The 17,701-nt window shown below is 37.9% G+C and carries 17 protein-coding genes and 3 pseudogenes; 1 reads left to right on the top strand and 19 read right to left on the bottom strand.

Annotated features, from left to right (window positions below; genetic code table 11):
• Window positions 1-145 precede the first annotated feature (145 nt).
• The 16 genes and pseudogenes from ACEN4N_RS03560 to ACEN4N_RS03485 all read right to left on the bottom strand — a co-directional run bounded on the left by ACEN4N_RS03560 (window position 146) and on the right by ACEN4N_RS03485 (window position 14,121).
• Window positions 146-622 (bottom strand): hypothetical protein, encoded by a 477-nt coding sequence (locus tag ACEN4N_RS03560; protein WP_407089685.1) that lies wholly within the window; start codon window positions 620-622, stop codon window positions 146-148.
• 81 nt (window positions 623-703) lie between these two features.
• Window positions 704-970, bottom strand: a complete 267-nt coding sequence (locus tag ACEN4N_RS03555; protein WP_407089725.1) for a hypothetical protein — start codon at window positions 968-970, stop codon at window positions 704-706.
• A 211-nt stretch (window positions 971-1,181) separates the two neighbouring features.
• Window positions 1,182-2,663 (bottom strand): carbon starvation protein A, encoded by a 1,482-nt coding sequence (locus ACEN4N_RS03550; protein ID WP_407093718.1) that lies wholly within the window; start codon window positions 2,661-2,663, stop codon window positions 1,182-1,184.
• A gap of 421 nt (window positions 2,664-3,084) precedes the next feature.
• Complete coding sequence (locus ACEN4N_RS03545) at window positions 3,085-3,828, bottom strand: LytTR family transcriptional regulator DNA-binding domain-containing protein (protein ID WP_407093717.1); 744 nt, start codon at window positions 3,826-3,828, stop codon at window positions 3,085-3,087.
• Window positions 3,809-5,578, bottom strand: a complete 1,770-nt coding sequence (locus ACEN4N_RS03540; RefSeq protein WP_407093716.1) for a LytS/YhcK type 5TM receptor domain-containing protein — start codon at window positions 5,576-5,578, stop codon at window positions 3,809-3,811. Before ACEN4N_RS03540 ends, ACEN4N_RS03545 begins: the two co-directional genes overlap by 20 nt.
• Window positions 5,579-6,472: 894 nt before the next feature.
• Window positions 6,473-6,622, bottom strand: a complete 150-nt coding sequence (locus ACEN4N_RS03535) for a hypothetical protein (protein ID WP_407093715.1) — start codon at window positions 6,620-6,622, stop codon at window positions 6,473-6,475.
• Entirely contained in the window at window positions 6,615-6,785 is a 171-nt protein-coding gene (locus ACEN4N_RS03530; RefSeq protein WP_407093714.1) for a ribosome recycling factor, read from the bottom strand. The genes ACEN4N_RS03535 and ACEN4N_RS03530 overlap by 8 nt, the downstream gene beginning before the upstream one ends.
• A 12-nt stretch (window positions 6,786-6,797) precedes the next feature.
• Complete coding sequence (locus ACEN4N_RS03525) at window positions 6,798-6,938, bottom strand: hypothetical protein (RefSeq protein WP_407093713.1); 141 nt, start codon at window positions 6,936-6,938, stop codon at window positions 6,798-6,800.
• A 152-nt stretch (window positions 6,939-7,090) separates the two neighbouring features.
• A complete protein-coding gene (locus ACEN4N_RS03520) occupies window positions 7,091-8,323 on the bottom strand; it encodes an ABC transporter permease (RefSeq protein WP_407093712.1) in 1,233 nt (410 codons plus the stop codon).
• Window positions 8,310-9,080, bottom strand: a complete 771-nt coding sequence (locus ACEN4N_RS03515) for an ABC transporter ATP-binding protein (protein WP_407093711.1) — start codon at window positions 9,078-9,080, stop codon at window positions 8,310-8,312. Before ACEN4N_RS03515 ends, ACEN4N_RS03520 begins: the two co-directional genes overlap by 14 nt.
• A 1-nt stretch (window position 9,081) precedes the next feature.
• A complete protein-coding gene (locus ACEN4N_RS03510; RefSeq protein WP_407093710.1) occupies window positions 9,082-10,473 on the bottom strand; it encodes a hypothetical protein in 1,392 nt (463 codons plus the stop codon).
• Window positions 10,474-11,362: 889 nt separating this feature from the next.
• Window positions 11,363-11,587: pseudogene (locus tag ACEN4N_RS03505) on the bottom strand (PTS alpha-glucoside transporter subunit IIBC); the annotation flags it as partial.
• 472 nt (window positions 11,588-12,059) lie between these two features.
• The gene (locus tag ACEN4N_RS03500) at window positions 12,060-12,422 is read right to left on the bottom strand and encodes an HAD family phosphatase (protein WP_138405256.1); all 363 of its coding nucleotides are present in this window, start codon (window positions 12,420-12,422) and stop codon (window positions 12,060-12,062) included.
• The gene (locus ACEN4N_RS03495; RefSeq protein ID WP_171031362.1) at window positions 12,419-12,712 is read right to left on the bottom strand and encodes an HAD family hydrolase; all 294 of its coding nucleotides are present in this window, start codon (window positions 12,710-12,712) and stop codon (window positions 12,419-12,421) included. Before ACEN4N_RS03495 ends, ACEN4N_RS03500 begins: the two co-directional genes overlap by 4 nt.
• A gap of 1 nt (window position 12,713) precedes the next feature.
• Window positions 12,714-13,253, bottom strand: coding sequence for an HAD family phosphatase (locus ACEN4N_RS03490; protein WP_138405254.1), 540 nt, complete (start codon window positions 13,251-13,253; stop codon window positions 12,714-12,716).
• Window positions 13,246-14,121 carry an NAD(P)-dependent oxidoreductase gene (locus tag ACEN4N_RS03485; RefSeq protein ID WP_407093709.1) on the bottom strand — a complete coding sequence of 292 codons (876 nt, stop codon included), beginning with the start codon at window positions 14,119-14,121 and terminating at the stop codon, window positions 13,246-13,248. Before ACEN4N_RS03485 ends, ACEN4N_RS03490 begins: the two co-directional genes overlap by 8 nt.
• 192 nt (window positions 14,122-14,313) lie before the next feature.
• On the opposite strand from ACEN4N_RS03485, the gene ACEN4N_RS03480 reads away from it, so the two are divergent.
• Window positions 14,314-15,342: an aldose epimerase family protein gene (locus ACEN4N_RS03480; RefSeq protein WP_407093708.1), complete on the top strand. Its 1,029-nt coding sequence runs from the start codon at window positions 14,314-14,316 to the stop codon at window positions 15,340-15,342.
• A 46-nt stretch (window positions 15,343-15,388) separates the two neighbouring features.
• Here ACEN4N_RS03480 and ACEN4N_RS03475 read toward each other — a convergent pair.
• The 3 genes and pseudogenes from ACEN4N_RS03475 to galE all read right to left on the bottom strand — a co-directional run.
• Window positions 15,389-15,661 (bottom strand): annotated as a pseudogene (locus ACEN4N_RS03475) (UDP-glucose 4-epimerase GalE); the annotation flags it as partial.
• Between the two features lie 126 nt (window positions 15,662-15,787).
• Window positions 15,788-16,864 carry an IS30 family transposase gene (locus tag ACEN4N_RS03470; RefSeq protein ID WP_407093707.1) on the bottom strand — a complete coding sequence of 359 codons (1,077 nt, stop codon included), beginning with the start codon at window positions 16,862-16,864 and terminating at the stop codon, window positions 15,788-15,790.
• 84 nt (window positions 16,865-16,948) lie between these two features.
• A pseudogene (gene galE / locus ACEN4N_RS03465) lies at window positions 16,949-17,692 on the bottom strand (UDP-glucose 4-epimerase GalE); the annotation flags it as partial.
• Window positions 17,693-17,701 lie beyond the last annotated feature (9 nt).

The raw sequence follows: 17,701 nt of genomic DNA, 5'->3' as shown, positions 1-17,701 counted from the left end.
TAAAGATGAGAACACAACACAAACTATCGTTGCATAGAGAGACACTTAAACATAGGAATAAAAAAAGAGCCAAGGTGACTGCGTCACCTGGCTCCTCGGTCCACCAACATCAAAAATTCATGAACCATTAAATGCTTCTAATTTCTTACATGACCCGGTTCATCATCAATTGAATCATAATTGATACTACTAACATAAAGATTTCACCACTATAAGTCGCCAAGGCGAACTTTGGTTGTTTAAAGGTCGCGAAAGCTTTTTTAATTGAAATCGCAAAATATTTTGTGACGAAAAATAATAAAATCAGTAATAAAAATCCGTGTACGACATTATTTAACATAAATAAGGCAATCATTAATAGAGCAATGCTAGCGTAGAAAATATGCTGACTTTCCTCGTCTTGCACTTTATCCCATTTCAACTTAATTAAATAACCTGCTAGCGGTAATAAAAAGATGGCTAGCATTTGTAACGTCAGTACCGGAGTTGTTTGAAGTAAATCAACCATCGTGACCGACTGCATTGATGCGGTTATATTAATGTAGAAGAGGAATAAGAAAGGGGTAAGGCAAAATAATATTATCACACCATAAATCATACGATTCATTAATTTTTTCGACATAATCATAAGGTTCTCCTAACTTTCTTCGGATTCTAATTTTCGAACATAATTAAAATACTTTAAAAATAACATATTCGTAACTCAACTGACGGGTAGAAAAGATACCATCTCATCATTTTTATAAGGAATAGTAATTGTTTGAAAGTAAATCGTATACTTGGCAATGCGGGTAAGTAAGCGTGCTTGACTACTCGTAATCGCAATTATTAACACATCACTCTCATTCGCTGCTCGGCTGATCATCTCATTCTGAAAGAGAATGGCTAAAGAAAGAATAATACCTGCGAATGAAAATAATAAAACCGGAACGAACATCGCTCCTCCAAAACGCTGTATCTTTTGCATCATACTTACTCACTCCTTTTTTTATAATGTATATTTATATTAAGTGAAGTTCCCAGTTTAGGCAACCGCTTTCAATTAGTTTGGACCGGGTTCCATTGTCAGGTCACAGTTCCAGAAGATGGGAATTGTTGCGGGATGAATATAACTGGGATAAAAAAACCTACCAACATTTTAAAAATGTTAGTAGGTTACTTGAGTTTGTAATATATACTATCTACACTTTCCCCGATGAGAAGGTTCCAATTGGCAAGTGGTCGTTGACGATTTCTGAGTTTTCGTCCAGAGTACTGATCTGTTTAGTTCCTGCTTTCCTTAAGTACCAAAGGATAATCACGGATACGACTAAACCGACAAGATATGTCACTGGTGTTAAGCCTAGGTTAAAGCCGATTGGCTCACTTAAGATATACACTAGCACGGCATATAACATGAAGGCACCTGGCACTAGAGCAACAATATAGTTTCGATTTTTCAATCTTAAGTAACGTGTCGCAATAAATAATGCAATTACGGCTGTCACTTGGTTTGCCCAGTTAAAGTAGCGCCATAGTAAATTGAAGTCTACTAAAGTAAGCATGAATGATACGACGAAAATTGGAATAGTTAACATTAAGACTTTCTTAGTTGTATCTTGTTTCACATTGATGTAGTCCGAAATAATTCCGCGTAAGCTTCGGAAAGCTGATAGACCCGATGAAATTGGAAGAACAATCACACCAAAGATGGCTAAGGTCCCAAAGACATTACCTAATAACATCACTGATACTTCGTTCACAACTGCCGATGGTGTTCCTGAATCTATTAAGGCACTTAACGTTCCTGCATCGAATAAACTCATTGAAGCCGCTGCCCAAATCATTGCGATAACACCTTCTGCAATCATCATTCCATAGAAAATGTACCGACCTTGTGATTCTGATGTTGTTGTACGAGAAACCATTGGTGATTGAGTTGCATGGAAACCTGATAATGCTCCACATGAAATTGTAAAGAAAATCGCTGGGAACATTGGTACACCGTTATAGTTTTCTAAACGAATTGTTGATAAAGTTAACTCTGGCATTTGGTAGTTTCCAAAGATTAATGTTAAACCAATCGCAATTGTCGAGATAATTAAGATGGCTCCAAAGTATGGATATACTTTCCCCATTGCTTTATCAATTGGCAATAACGTTGAAATGACATAGTAAACAAAGATAAGTAACGTAATAATACCAATCGTTAAGAAATCAGGTGTTAAACTACTAATTAAGTTAGCTGGCGTTATTACGAATACCGTTCCTACTAATAGGAGTAATACAATTGAGAATAGGTTTACGATATGTTTGAAGTTTTTACCTAAGTAACGACTGGCTAACTCTGGTAAGTGAGCACCATCATTACGTAAAGAAATCATACCGATCATGTAATCGTGAACGGCTCCCCCGAAGATACAGCCGACAACAATCCATACATAAGCGATTGGCCCGTAGAGCGCTCCCATAATTGGACCAAAAATTGGCCCTGTCCCCGCAATATTTAATAATTGAATAATCGCATTTTTCGAACGAGACATTGGCACGAAATCCATGCCATCTTTTAATACTTCCGCAGGTGTTTTACGATCTGGAGCAATTTGAAAGTTCTTTTCAATAAATTTTCCGTAAGTAAAATACCCAATCACTAGTAAAGCAATACCACCTAATAAGGAAATCATCTTTTCCACTCCTTCTTTCTTTGTTAACTAAAATATACATTAAATAAGAAAGGATAGGGCTGTTTTGTGACCAAATGCACAATATTTTAAATGAAATGCACATCTCGGTAGGTGAAGCGTTTACAATGTCTCTCCAACAAATCTCAAATATCTATAAAAGGTTGAAAAAGACCGACCCACGATGATTTTGCCTCTTGAATTCTCGTGACTCGACCTTTATTTTAGTTAGCTTGCTGTTATTACCGTTACAGAACCGTCTCCAGAAATTACTTCGATTAATTCAGAGAGTTTCGCTGAGCCGAAGTCCTTGTCAATGCCTGCTTCGGTTCAGGATTCATTCAAAGCGTTTTGGTTTCAGTAGCCGTTGGGCTGTAGTATTGTGATTTCTTAATATAGGATTGTGAGCAAATACAGCCCCTCTTTAGGACAAACCAAAAACAGCTTTGAACGCTTGCATATATGACCGGCTCACAATGACTTTTGACCCATTATTCATCGTGACTTGATAATTTCGGTTGAACCAAGGCTGGATTTCTTCAACTTCATTCAAGTTAATAATATAGGCTCGATGAACTTGCATGAAGTTTTCCTCAGGTAACTTTTCCTTCATTGCTTTGAGTGACTCGCGCATCCGATACTCTTTATCATGCGTTTGGATAATGACTTCGCCTTCATCGGTCGTCACCACATAAACATCATTCATTGCTACCATGACAATTCGATCCTCATCTTCAATCGGTAAATAGCGTTTATCACGCGAAAATGCGTCAGATTTTTTATCCGGTACATTCTGAACAGACCGGTGACTCATTCGGGCTTCTATTTTCCCCATGACTTTTTGTAGTCGTTCCAAATCAAATGGCTTTAAGATATAATCCGTCGCATCCAGCTCGAATGCCCTCACCGCAAAGTCATCATGAGCCGTCGCAAAGACGACAAATGGCGGTTCCTTCATCTGAGTCACAGTTTCCATTAACTCCATGCCAGATTCATTTTGCAAATGCATGTCTAGAAAAATCACATCAATGGCTTCTTTTAAGAGCATTTGTTGGGCAGCCTTAATGTGACTCGCTTCAAAATAGTCATTCCCCGACTTTATTTCTGTCAGTAAATAACTCAATTCTTGACGAGCCAATTGCTCATCGTCAACTAAAAGAATTTTCATGATTCATCTTCTCCTTCTCTGAAAGATATGGTATTAAAGCACTCACTTTGGTTCCGTCAGACGACGATTCAATCTGGAGCTCACTTTTCGTACCATAGATACCTACTAAACGTTTATTTAAATTCTCCAACGCCGTGCCAGTCCCCTCTGCCGATTCCACAACCTCTCTCCCTAACTTTTCAATGATAGATTCTGGAATTCCATACCCATTATCTTCAACGGAGAATATTAGGTTTTCACCTTGGGGCTTTAATGCGATATGGATCTTGTTGTCCGTTTCTCGCTCTTTAAAGGCATGATGAATCGCATTCTCAACTAACACTTGCATTAGAAAAGATGGAATTAATACGTGATGCAACGTTTCGGATATATCAAAACTGATTTCAAACTTATCTGGAAAGCGTGCTTCTTCAATTTCTAAATACGCTCTGACTTGTTCGAGTTCATTCGTCACTTGTACTAAAATTTGGCGGTTTCCAGTTAAATTCGCACGAAAATACTGACTTAATTTAATTAATAATCGCCTCGCCTTATCAGGATCAAAGCGCATCACCGCACTAATCGTATTAATCGTATTAAAGAAGAAATGTGGATTCACTTGCCCTTGTAAAGTGTGTAGCTCCGCTTGTTTCAGCAAATGCTTTTGCGAGTCAACTTTTCCTAATTGAATTTGGGTTGAAAAGATTTCTGATAGTCCTTCAGCCCACTTCTGTTCAACCTCAGTTAATTGGTCGTCATCTGTAAAGTAGTATTTTAAAGTGCCAACAATATCATTTCCGTCATTTAAAGGCAGCACTATCGCCCCTTCCAAAGGACAAGACTCACAGTGGCAACCAATCTCCGCTCGCGTATGCGCCACCAACATCTCACCCTCCGTAATCGCTTGCCGCGATAAATCTGTCACCAAGTCTGACCCAACTCTGTGATGGTCACTTCCAGCCCCAGTAAAAGCAAGAATATCTTTCCGGTTCGTAATACTCACCGCTGACACCTTCATCGTCTTATGAATCAACTCAGCTGCTTTCTGCGCATTCTCAGGATTCAAACCACTCCCAAATAAAGGTAGAGTCTCCTTCGTCAATTGCAAGACATCTTGCGTTTGAATGGCTCTCAACCCTTCTTCGTGACGAATCGTATTCAATATAATTGATAAGAAAATACTCATCCCAACACTATTAACGAGCATCATTGGAAACATAATCACTTGCACTAAATTTGCCCCCATCACGCGGTTCGAACTTAGAAAGTAAATACATGCCATTTGAACCAGCTCCAAAAGTACCGCCACACCTGCACCCTGAAACGGAGTTAAGTAGGTTTGCTTTTTAATCGAAGCATGACCAAAGGCTCCACCAATGCTTCCGATTAATATAGAAGATATTAGGTAAATATGCGGGTCCGTCCCACCTTGAAAATATCGGAAGATCCCCGACAAGACCCCGACCATCGTCCCTACTAAAGGCCCGCCAACAATTCCACTCACACCAATACTCAACACCCGCGTATTCGCAATCACAACCTCATCCGTTAATTGACCGAATAAGGGATAGAAAGATAGCTGGTCAAAAGAAATCAACACCCCAGTAATATTAGACAGAATAGCGAATGCTGAAAAAATTAAACTAAGACCGATCACCGATTTTGTTTGGCGTCGATTTAATAACATGTGTTTTAAATAATCATTGTTCATAAGAATATAAGCTAACAAAATAACAATTGCGGCTCGCTCAAATAAAACTAACGCTAGCACCGTATATCAACTCCTTGACTCAATATAAGTAAATTATATCATATTAAAAATGCTAGCGAGAGATAGGTTGTTTGTGGTTTCTATGGAAGGCATCGAGTAGAACTCTAGCCGTTAATTGACCAGAGGAACTCTCACACCACCGTACGTACTATTCAGTATACGGCGGTTCAATTTTATATAACGTGAGTTTGTTGTAGATAGTACTCGTCTGGCGAAATAAGCACTTGGAAAGCTTGATTCAGATTACTCACGGATAAGATTCGATCTAAATTGGTCTTTCTTTTCATCTTTGTTACTCTCTTTCTTGTCTCGCCGGTTCGCTATCCACTTTAACGCTGTATGCCAGTGGTCTTCACGGCTACGACCTCGGCGGACTCCTCGTGGGTCAGGTAACTTTCGCTAGTAACTTTATGCAACACGATGAGATTTTCCCAATTAAGGTTCAAACTCTTTCCATCTATCTGCCACATTTACATGTTGAACTCATGCAGTTATCAGGCTGTAAGTTCTTTCGTAGCCTTATCCATTCAACCCGCCTTCTATGTGATTTCCGTTCGTCACAACGAAGTTTCGTTTCGTCTTCCTTCAGATTCCACTTCGCGATGGACACTCTTGCCTCCGACTAGATGTTTACCACTGCATGTCGCATTCGGGACTTGCACTCGTTAGAGTTTGCCCAGGTCGGGCAAACAAAAAAACAAAGAGTGTAGTGAGCCCCTAAATCCGGACATGAATTTAGGGGCTCACTACACTTGAAAGTCTTTTAGTTTTCTTTTAAAAAATAGCTGTTGCAACCTTTAGAATGCTTTCCAAAATAATCACCCTATTTATCGCTGGAAGTATAAAATATCTCACAGTAAATTAAAAAAGACCATAAATAAAATCTTCATGGTCTTAAATAAAAGAGTCACCTAACATTTCTGTTTCTTTTTCCTCAGGAACTTTTTCTAACTCTTTAGTTGCTTCATCGATGATAACTTGAATATTTTCTTCATAATCTTTAACATCAGCTTCAGTCAATGCATTATTTTTTTGTTTAATCAATTGCATCACGACGAATATTACTCAAGATAATTTTAGCATTTTCTTGTTCTTTACCTACTTGTTTGACTAATTCTTGGCGACGCTCCTGAGTTAATGAAGGAATCACTAAACGAATGACGCTACCATCATTTAAAGGGGTAATACCCACATCAGATTGTAACATCGCTTTTTCAATCTAGGTTAAAGATGATTTATCATAAGGTGAGAGTAATAACATTCTCGCTTCTGAAACGGTAATACTTGTTGATTGATTTCGATAAGCATCAATTGCTTTACTCATTTGTTGTTTTGTTTCCTTTAAAATGCCGGCTGCCATAAAGACTCCACCTATATTGACTCTTTTTTTATTGTTATAGAAAACTTTTTCATGAATTCCTATTCTAAGCAAAGTGTTAATGAAATAGTTTTGTGAAAATAAGGAGTAAATACTCGCCTCACTCAAGCATCCGAGCCTTTATTAACGCTATCTTAACGCAAGATTTCAACCACATTTTTTCTAGCAGCCGCTCTAGCCGGAAAGACACTGAAACTGATGCCTATTAGAACAGAAATCAAGACACTGACTAAGGCTGTCGGTACATCTATTAAGGCTTCAAATGGCAAGAAATTGCCCGCTACAATCGCAATTCCAACCCCAAAGAGATAACCAATTAGACCACCTAAAGTCGTGATTGAGATACCTTCCAATAAAAACTGCCATTGAATACTATTTTGCGTAGCACCCAATGAACGACGTATCCCAATTTCTTTAGTTCGTTCAGAGACAGAAATATACATCATATTCATTACACCGACCCCGGCAATAAATAATGAAATTCCCGCCACAGCACCAATAAAGTATGTAACCATTGAAACTTGTTGACCAATCGATTCCATCATTTCAGACATATCAAAGTATTCATAAGTTCCGTTATCTTTCTCAGAGCCATTTTCTTTTAAATAATCTGCGATTTTACGACTAATACCACTGACATTGGAATCGGGTACGTAAAATGCCGTAATACTAAAGTCCACATTCGCATTGGGATTTATTAATTTATTTGTTCCTCTAGGAATAATTACTTGCGGTGAATTAGAACCTCCAAAACCGTAATTTTGCATGTCTTCGAATTCTTGTTCAGTCAACTCCGATACATAAACTCCCACAATCGTATAACTGGTACCATCAATCTTAATGGATTGATGAATGGCTTTTTCTGGATTCTCAAAAATGTCGGTTGCAACGATGTCGTCAATAATGACATTACGTTTAGCTCCTCTGGAATCATAGTCATATAAATTTCGTCCATATAATATTTGTTGATTGGTCATATCGAAATATTTTGTCGCATGAGTCTTTGATTCTTTATTGGCAAAATCCAAGGTCGAATAATCAATAGAGTCCTCATCATCAGAAGATGGGGCGACTTCATCAACCCCAGGAATTTGACGGATGTCGTCTAAAGTATTAGCATCAAATGGATCTAATTTTGACCAGTCTGAGTCTATATTTGATGCATTAAAATAAAACATTTGACTAGGACGTCCTTTGGCATCCTGGGCTAGTTCATCCAAAGTTTTCTTACGAAAACCATTCCCTAGACTTAATATCGTAATAACCGCTGCAATCCCAATTATAATACCAATCATCGTTAAAAACGTTCGTCGACCATTCATTTTCAAGGTTGATAACGACGATTTAAAAATTTCATTCATCCTCATTCTTTAACACCTCATCAAAAACTAATGGTTTTTTACTTAATTCATAAGTGGATTCACTCACTTCATTGGAATGGATTTGCCCATCGACAATACGTACTTTTCTAGTCGCATAAGCTTGTAAATTAGGATCGTGGGTTACCAATACTACTGTTACCCCTTTTTCACGATGTAAACGAGCTAAGATATCCATAATCACTTTTGATGTTTTAGTATCCAATGCGCCCGTCGGTTCATCAGCGATAATAAAACGTGGTTGGTTAATTAACGCCCTTGCTATTGCAATCCGTTGCTTTTGACCCCCGGATAATTCATGTGGACGACTATTAAACTTACTAACTAAACCGACACCCTCTAGAGCTTGTTGCACTTTTTCTTTGGTTTTTCTAGCTGGCATGCCTTTATACAGCAATGGTAAACGAATATTTTCATTGACCGTCATGCTTGGAATTAAATTAAAATCTTGAAAAACGAAACCAACCATTTCATTACGTAAAACAGAAATTTGTTTATCCGTTCTTGCTTCTACCGATTCGCCACCAAAATTATAATGGCCTTCAAACTTATTATCTAAAAAACCTAAAACATTAATTAAAGTGGATTTCCCAGACCCTGATGGTCCCATAATGGTCACGAACTCATTGTGATAAATTGATAAATCAATATCGCGCAACACTTGTAATCGATGCTCACCCACTTGATAATATTTATTTATTTTTTTCATTTCAATGAGTGGTTGTTGTTGCATTTCGCTTGTCATATTATTGCACATCCCCATCTATTAGGTCTTCTGATGGAGGCATCGCCATCGGATCAACAACCGATACTTCTTGACCATCTGTTAAGTCATAAGGATACATGATTAATTGATCACCCTCATTCAATCCTTTTAAGACTACTTTTTGTAGACCTTGAGTTATCAATTCAATTTTTGTTTTTACCGCTTTACCATCTAAATATAAAAATACATAATTGTCTTCTTCATCAACAATCGCATCAGAAGGTACAGCAAAACCAGGTAACGTTATATTCACAATTGCAGAAAAACCGGCTTGTAAGGGGGCATCTGGTTGTACAACAAAATTAAAATGGCTCGCGTTGCTTCCACCGCTTGTATTTGAAGCAGATAGACCATCGGTTGAATCATTTTGGCCATTGGTTCCGCTATAAGAAGGTATCTTATCATAGTCAACAATTTTACCGGTTACGGTACGATCCTCTGCTGGAATATAAATATTTACGGCGCGATCTTCTGCTAAAGCATAAAAATCGTATTCGGAAACACTACCCACAACTGAACTTTCTTCAGAAACAATACGCACTACGGGGACATTGGGATTATCTATGGCATCTGGATTGACCATCGCAATCCCATCTGTCTTGGCTATTACTTTATTATTTTGTTGTTCCTGTTGGCGAATTAATTTAATTTCTAATTCTTCAATTTGGTCATTCACTTGACGGATTTGCTCTTTAATGCCCTCAGTAGGATCTGATGCCGACTCCATTGCTGGCGTTCCCATGCCTCCGGTATCAAACGCACCTTCGGGACCATCTTGAGAGAGTGAACTGTCGGTGTTGGTATTAGCCGGATCGCTCATTGAAGGCAAGGTTGATTTACCAATTTCTTCGACTATATAATAGCCTTGTTTGCCTTCATTTCCCCAATAATACGCAATTTGGTCTCCTTGATAGTTAAATTCTCCGCCTGTATATTCACTTAATTGTTTAATTAATGCTTGGCGGGTATTATATAATTTAGTTTGTTCGCGATATAAATCCTCAAGTGCATATTGGTTTTCTTTTGAGGCTTGCTTGTAATTATATAAGGTAGTTCCTTTAGTTACTTTTTGCCCGTCTTTAACTAAAAGTGCTTCAATTTGTCCTAAATCCGCTTGATAAAAATACGCGGTATCGGTCTTTAATTTAACACTCGCATCCACAGTAACGGGATCTTGTCTGAATAAATTATATAAATTATAGGCCATCTCCCCTTCAACCGCCATGCCATTTGGTCCCATCTCCATATTTGCGCTACCCATCATCTCATCTTGATGCGTTGGGAAAATCAGATTTTTCGCAAAGAAAAAAATTCCAATTAAAGCAACGAGACCACTAATAATTCCTAAAATTAATTTACGTTTTATATCCATATGCCACATCCTACTATTATTTTTGTACTTTATATTTTCGTTATTATAACATTTTTAAAGTAAGAAAAAACAGAACCTCTAACTTTTTTTTTAATATCATCTATTAATCAGTAAATCAAATGTTTTTCTATGTGGAAAATTGTGAGATTAACTTCGAAAAAAATATAAAAACTCATACCAGTTTCGTGTAAAATGTTAATATCGACAAAAACACTAGCACGGAGGACTGTTATGAGCTATACACTTTTTACCATAGAAGAACGATCAAAAAATAGAGGTACCTTTATCTAGAAGGATATAAACCCTCTATAATCGCAAATACTGCTAAAAGCCATCGTCAAAATAAGGGAAGAAAACTAAAGTATACGTCAGATTTAATTGATGATATTAAGAAAAAACTAGAGGAAACTTGGTCCCATGAACTAATTGGTGGACGTGACATTAAAGGGAAATTATCTCTTAAAACCATCTATCATTGGATTTGCAAGGGGATTATCAACGTTTCTTTAAAAGTACTTTGTTAAAAAGGTAAGCGTCGCTTGCCAAAAGAAACACGTGGCAAATTTTACATTGGGACTTCTATTTCCCTATGACCTAAATCAGTTAAACTCCGGTAAGTGTTTGACCATTGGAAATTAGATACCTTCGTTTCCTCTAGAAATAAAAGCAAAGGTTGTCTCGCTACTTTTACAGAAAAAAAAAGCCGAATTTATGTCGCCTGATTAATGCCTGATCGTTCAAAAGAAGCAATGAAGATGGAGATATAATAACTCACCAACACTTTACCGCAAGCTGCTTTCAAAACCTTTCAGATAGAGGTAAAGAATTCGCTTGCTATGATGATGTTGAAGACCAAAGCATCGATTTTTTATTTCGCAGATGCCTATAGCGCTCGGCCAGAGGCTTTTTTCGCTAACCCTATTGGCAATCCAATAACGAATAATAGCTCGATCTGATTAAAAACTGTCCAACCGCCCGATTCAATAATCGACCAAATATTTCGCCATAATGTTCCTTCTGCTGCTAGAGAACCAATAATCATTTCATTTTGAAATAAAATAGCCAACGAAAGAATAATTCCGGCGAATGAAAATATTAATACAGGAACGAACATCGCTCCACCGAATCGCTGTACCTTTTACATCAACTTTACTCACTCCTCTTTAATAATTTATATTAATAGTACGAGAGAATTAACTTATTAGCAACCGTTTACAACAACCTTGGGACGAGTTCCTGATAGAGTTTATAGTTCCAGTGTGTGGAAATTGTTGCAGGGTCAGTATGAAAAAAGACAATTAATTTCACTCACTTCTTTAGCAATTTTTGTATATTTCTTTTATCTTTACAACGAATCACTTAGAATTTTGATTATACTATGCCACTTTGCAATTGCTTCGTGCTATTATATGAGGATCTTTTTGTAACGCGATTTGACTACTAATAAAAGTTTGCAAATATTATCGATGAATAACAAAAATGCCATATCTACACTGGTGATAAAGTGAAGATATGACATTTTAATTATCTTGCTTATATTTTCTATACAGATTTTTTATGCGCTTCAGCTTCTTCTCCCGGAACCTTTAAAATAGCTCCCGTTGCACTTCGTTTAAAGAGGTATATGTTTTAAACTTTCCTTCTATCCCATCTAGGCTTGTCTCTCCCTCCGGCACAAAACAAACCGTTAGTCCGGCTGCTAAAGCTGACTGTAAGCCCGAAGAAGAATCTTCAACAGCCATACTTCTATTGACACTTACACCAGCTTGTTCTAATACTTTTTTATAAATTTCTGGATGAGGTTTAGCATGATTTACTTCATCTCCAAACACCATATAGTCAAAATATTTTGCTAAGTCAAAACGCTTCAATGTTGCCAGACCGCGCTTTTTATATGACGAGGTAGCTACACCTATCTTTAAGCCGTTGTGATAAGCGGCAAGAATCATCTCACGCGCTCCGTTTTTAGGGCGACTGTATCTTTTTCTAAAGCATCATAGTAATATGCTTCACGTAAATCTCTAGCTTCTTGCACTAATTGATCGCTGCCTAAGTAATTTTTTATAATCTGATTATTATGTTTAGTGCTTTGTCCACGCATCACTTCAAAAACAGATTCATCCACCTCATGTCCGTAACCTTTAAGGACTTCAACCCAACCTCGACGATAGACTTGTTCACTATCAACTAAGGTTCCATCTAAATCAAATATAATTAATTCTAGCTGCTTGATATTCATCTTAATCCCACCACAGCTTAACAATTGCTTGTGTTCCTTCATCTGCATGACCTATTTCTGCTAATTGTGTATACAATTTATGTGCCAATTGTGTCATCGGCAAGTCTAAAGACATCTTCTCTGCTTCATCGCCAAATACTTGATAGGTGAAATACTTTAAAAGACCGAATTGATCTAAGGTCGCCTTTCCTCTATCTCGATAAGAAGACGTTGCGACGGCTAAGGTAATCCCTTGTACAAGCGCTTCCTCGATTAATTCTAAGGCCCCTGGCATAAGCTGAACCTCGTTGTTGTTTAAAGCGTTGAAGTAATATTCTTCACGTAAGTTTCTTGCTTCTTGGACGAGGATATCGGTCCCTAAGTAAGATTTGATATATTGATTATTATGGTGTCTACCTTTACCGCGCATGAGTTCAAAATCTGCTACTTCTACGTTATGTCCAAAATCTTTAAGAACCGTCGCCCAACCCATTTGGTACACGGATTCACTATCAACTAAAGTTCCATCCAAATCAAATATAATTAACTCTGTCTTAGCCATTGAATTCTCCGTCCCACCATAACTTCACAATGGCTTGAGTTCCTTCATCTGAATGACCTGCCTCAGCAAGTTGCGTATATAATTTATGCGCTAATTCAGTCATCGGTAACTCCAGTTCCATTTTCTTAGATTCATCTAAAGCGATTTTTAGATCTTTAACAAAATGTTTGACGAAAAAGCCGGGTGTGTAGTCATCTTGAATAATTCTTGGCCCATAGTTATCTAAAGAACGGTTACTTGCCGCACCAGAACCAATGGTTTTCACTATTTTATCTAGTGGTAATTCGGCTGTTTTTGCGTAAGTCATCATCTCTGCTAGACCTAACATCGTTCCCGCAACCATAATTTGATTGACCGCTTTCGCGTGTTGGCCCGCTCCATGCTCACCAAAATGCGTCACATTCGTAGCAAAGGTATCAATCACTGTTTTTGCTTTTTCAAGGTCTGCTTCATGACCACCAACTAATACAGCTAGACGACCTTCGCGGGCCCCAACATCTCCACCTGTCACAGGTGCATCTAAGACACCAACATTCAACTCTTTCCCTTTGTCTGCCAATTGAACAGCGAGAGATGGTGTACTTGTTGTCATATCAATGAATAAACTCCCTGAATGTGCTCCCGCAAACAACCCAGTCTCACCATAATAAACTTCTTCAATGTCTTTTGGATAACCAACAATTGTAATAACAAGCTCAGCAGCTTCCGCTACTTCTTTTGGTGTGTCTAACCATGTTGCTCCTTGTTCAACTAAATTATTGGCTTTTGACTTTGTTCGATTAAAGACAAATAATTCATGACCTGCTTCTAGAATATGTCCAGCCATACTTTGCCCCATGACACCTAAACCGATAAATCCAACTTTCATGTTATGCCTCCTTGTGATGTATAAAGCGTCCTGAGATTATTATAACATTGGGGGTGAAGAAAGATAAATTATAGGTATTACTGATCTCTAAGTTCTGATAAGTATCAATGTATATTTTATAACTTCTTCTTGTATTTGTTGATTAAATAAGCTAAATTTGATACATCACAATAATGGAGGCGCTTACTGAATATGGATTATACTATTAAAAAATATGGATCATACAACGGCAAAGAGTATGATTTAATTCAAATTACAAACAATGATGTTATTATTACTTTCACCAATCTAGGAGCTCGAATCAACCAATGGAAGATTGGCTCAGATAACTTAATACTGGGTTTTGATAACCCTCAAGAAGCCGAAAAAGGAAAAGGCTATTATTACGGAGCAACAATCGGCCGAATTGCGGGAAGAATAAGCAAGGGACAATTTTCAAATGATGGAAACGACTATCAACTCCCTCTAAATGAGGGTGATAACCACTTACACGGTGGACCTAATGGCTTTGATTTGAGGTATTGGGAATACGACATTATACAAACAGACTCAGAAATTAGTATTACATTCTCCTTGACTGATCAAGATGGTGAGAATGGATTCCCCGGCACATTAGAAGCTCAAGTTATCCATACTTATACGGTCGATAATGAATGGAAAATCACTTATAAAGCTACTTCGGATGCAGACACACTATTCAACCCGACCAATCATGTCTACTTTAACTTAAATGGAACACATACAGTGCCTATTCTTAATCACCAACTAAAGATCGAAGCGGATAAGTATGTACCCGTTAAAGCAGAAGGAACACCCGTTGGTGAATTATCAAGCGTAGAGGGTACAGCTTTTGACGTACGTGAAGGTAAACAGATTGGAGATCAGTTCAAATTAAATGACGCTCAAGTTGAGTTGAAAAATGGATTTGACCACCCCTTTGTTATACAAGCAGATGCTTCAGATACTCCTATTGTCTTATCGGTCCCTGTCTTGAATCGTTCCATCGAAGTATCTACAGACTGTGAATCAGTTGTCGTTTACACACATAGTGTCGTAGATCCTCCAATGGAAATTTGGGGTGAGGAACTACATCAATACGCTGGAGTTACACTTGAGACTCAGACAATACCTGATGCGGTTAATCATGGTGCTTTTGGGAATGATATCTTACGAAAAGGAACACAGTTCGAAAGTGCAACAACATATAAATTAGTTTATTAACTCAAAAAAACCTTGTAGCTAGTGTAGCCACAAGGTTTTTGATATTTTAATTAGCATACCCCTCAGGATTAGCTTCATGCCAGTTCCAAGCAGTCTGAATAATACCCTCAATCGTTTCATAGGCCGGCTTCCATCCTAATATCTCACGCGCTTTTTCGCTCGCGGCTACTAATTTTGCTGGATCTCCAGCTCGTCGTTCACCGATTTTTACTGGGATTTCTTTTCCAGTTACTTTACGTGACGCTTCAACAATTTCTTTCACTGAATAGCCAGTACTACTACCCAAGTTAAATATCTGACTTTCAGTGTTCGTATTTAAACCTAAATTTCAAGTTTAAGTTAGCCACTTAAAAATATTTATTTATGTGAATTTCACAAAGTTATATTGAACGCTATCTTACAGCTTTTTTCTTGGTATAGGGATGGCCCAAAACCAAGCGAAAGATTAAGTCGCAAGATCTAAATCTAGTTTCCTTAATTCTTGAACAAAGGTCTGATGCGGCGTTTTATAGTCAAGAATTCTTCTTGGATAATCGTTCATCCATTGTTGAATCCGTTGGATTTGATTCTCTTTCACTTCTTTAAGCGAATGGTGCTTCGGTAAAAAACGGCGGATAATTTTATGTTGATTCTCACTCGTTCCACGTTCAAATGACGCATAGGGATGGCAAAAGTAGACCTCTGTTTCCTCTGACAAGTTGGATAGGTTTGCGAACTCACTCCCATTATCTGAGGTGACAGATTTAAAGATTTCTGCTTCTAATCCATTCAGTGACTCAATGAATATTTTAAGGGTTTGATCAACATCGTCCGCTCTTTGACCCGCAATTTTGAAGATTTTTTCAAAGCGTGTCTTTCGCTCTACAAGCGTTAATAAGACAGGTTCAGCGGCATTGATATTGCCGACAACCGTATCGATTTCCCAATGACCAAACTCTTGGCGTTCCTCAACAGACTCCGGTCGTTCTTCGATTGAGGTCCCCAGGATCTTTACATTACGACGCGCTTTATTTTTAGTTGTGCGTTGTTTGCGACCAACCTTCTCAAGTAAATCGATATTCTTCGTACGCATAATCCCACTATCAATCCAATTGTAGAGTGTGGAAGTACTTGGAATAATCGAATCATGGAATAACTCTTTGGCTTTTTGAACGACAATGTCTGGAGACCACTTGTCTTCAAGCATTTTCTGGTCTGCCCATTCAATGAATTCATCTGTCTCTACCCATTTAGGACGTCGTCCACACTGTGAACGATTTTTCAGATACGTTTCAAAATGCGTATCCGCTGAATAGATTTCGTAGTATTGAACGTAGACTTTACCATTCTGTTTCTGTTGACGTCTTTGTTTGGTCGTCCCGTTATGGATCGCATTGTTGATGGTTTGTGGACTTTTTTCAAGTTGTTTTGCGATTTTACGATTAGAAAGGTCAAGTTTCTTATACGCTTCAATCTGCTTCATATCACCATATGTCAGGTGTTTGCCTTTGCGTGATTCTGTGTTACTATTTACTTGGGTCATGTGAATTCTCCTTATATTGGTTGGTGGTACATTCAATATAACATGAAATTCACATGGCTTTTTTTATTTTAAGTGGCTAAGTTGATTATAAAATCTTCCGTTCGTATTTAAATACTCTAGAGCCAGAATATGTGCGTCAATCAAGTCTTCAACGTGCACATAATCTCGGATACATGTTCCGTCTGGCGTATTATAATCATCACCAAAGATCGTCATTGCATCACGTTGACCTAAAGCCGTTTGTAATACGATTGGGATTAAATGCGTTTCTGGGTCATGATCTTCACCAATTTCACCCGTACTTAATGCGCCAGCGACGTTAAAGTAACGCAATGATACAAACTTAATCCCGTGTGCTAAATCACACCACTTAATCATATTCTCCATCATCAACTTGCTTTCACCATACGGACTCGTTGGAGCTTTGGGCTCATCTTCTGTGATTAATGATGCTTGGACATCCCCATACACTGCAGCAGTTGATGAGAAGATAATTTTCTTCACATTATTTTCTTGCATGGCTTCGAGTAGTACTTCCATCCCAACAACGTTATTATTGAAGTATTTCAACGGTTTCTCAACCGATTCGCCCACTAATGAACTGGCTGCAAAATGAAAGATAGCCTCAATTTGTTCCTCTTGAATAATTTGATTCAACATCGCCTTGTCTCTAATATCACCCAAATAAAAAGTAGCCGCTTCATCTACCGCACCGCGGTGACCCGTCACTAAATTATCTAAGACGCTAACGTTGTAGTCTTTTTTTATCAACTTATTAACAGCATGTGAGCCAACATAGCCGGCTCCACCTATAACTAATACATTCATCTATTCACA

The organism is Ruoffia sp. FAM 20857 (assembly GCF_045528645.1).
Classification (GTDB): domain Bacteria; phylum Bacillota; class Bacilli; order Lactobacillales; family Aerococcaceae; genus Ruoffia; species Ruoffia halotolerans.
This window is presented reverse-complemented; position numbering and strand designations above follow the sequence as displayed.

Coding starts and splice junctions, on each gene's coding strand:
- ACEN4N_RS03510 (WP_407093710.1), bottom strand. CDS start 10,473: ATGGATATAAAACGTAAATTAATTTTAGGAATTATTAGTGGTCTCGTT.
- ACEN4N_RS03555 (WP_407089725.1), bottom strand. CDS start 970: ATGATGCAAAAGATACAGCGTTTTGGAGGAGCGATGTTCGTTCCGGTT.
- ACEN4N_RS03550 (WP_407093718.1), bottom strand. CDS start 2,663: ATGATTTCCTTATTAGGTGGTATTGCTTTACTAGTGATTGGGTATTTT.
- ACEN4N_RS03560 (WP_407089685.1), bottom strand. CDS start 622: ATGTCGAAAAAATTAATGAATCGTATGATTTATGGTGTGATAATATTA.
- ACEN4N_RS03490 (WP_138405254.1), bottom strand. CDS start 13,253: ATGGCTAAGACAGAGTTAATTATATTTGATTTGGATGGAACTTTAGTT.
- ACEN4N_RS03470 (WP_407093707.1), bottom strand. CDS start 16,864: ATGACCCAAGTAAATAGTAACACAGAATCACGCAAAGGCAAACACCTG.
- ACEN4N_RS03515 (WP_407093711.1), bottom strand. CDS start 9,080: ATGACAAGCGAAATGCAACAACAACCACTCATTGAAATGAAAAAAATA.
- ACEN4N_RS03500 (WP_138405256.1), bottom strand. CDS start 12,422: ATGATTCTTGCCGCTTATCACAACGGCTTAAAGATAGGTGTAGCTACC.
- ACEN4N_RS03480 (WP_407093708.1), top strand. CDS start 14,314: ATGGATTATACTATTAAAAAATATGGATCATACAACGGCAAAGAGTAT.
- ACEN4N_RS03545 (WP_407093717.1), bottom strand. CDS start 3,828: ATGAAAATTCTTTTAGTTGACGATGAGCAATTGGCTCGTCAAGAATTG.
- ACEN4N_RS03530 (WP_407093714.1), bottom strand. CDS start 6,785: ATGTTACAATCTGATGTGGGTATTACCCCTTTAAATGATGGTAGCGTC.
- ACEN4N_RS03495 (WP_171031362.1), bottom strand. CDS start 12,712: ATGAATATCAAGCAGCTAGAATTAATTATATTTGATTTAGATGGAACC.
- ACEN4N_RS03485 (WP_407093709.1), bottom strand. CDS start 14,121: ATGAAAGTTGGATTTATCGGTTTAGGTGTCATGGGGCAAAGTATGGCT.
- ACEN4N_RS03520 (WP_407093712.1), bottom strand. CDS start 8,323: ATGAGGATGAATGAAATTTTTAAATCGTCGTTATCAACCTTGAAAATG.
- ACEN4N_RS03525 (WP_407093713.1), bottom strand. CDS start 6,938: ATGGCAGCCGGCATTTTAAAGGAAACAAAACAACAAATGAGTAAAGCA.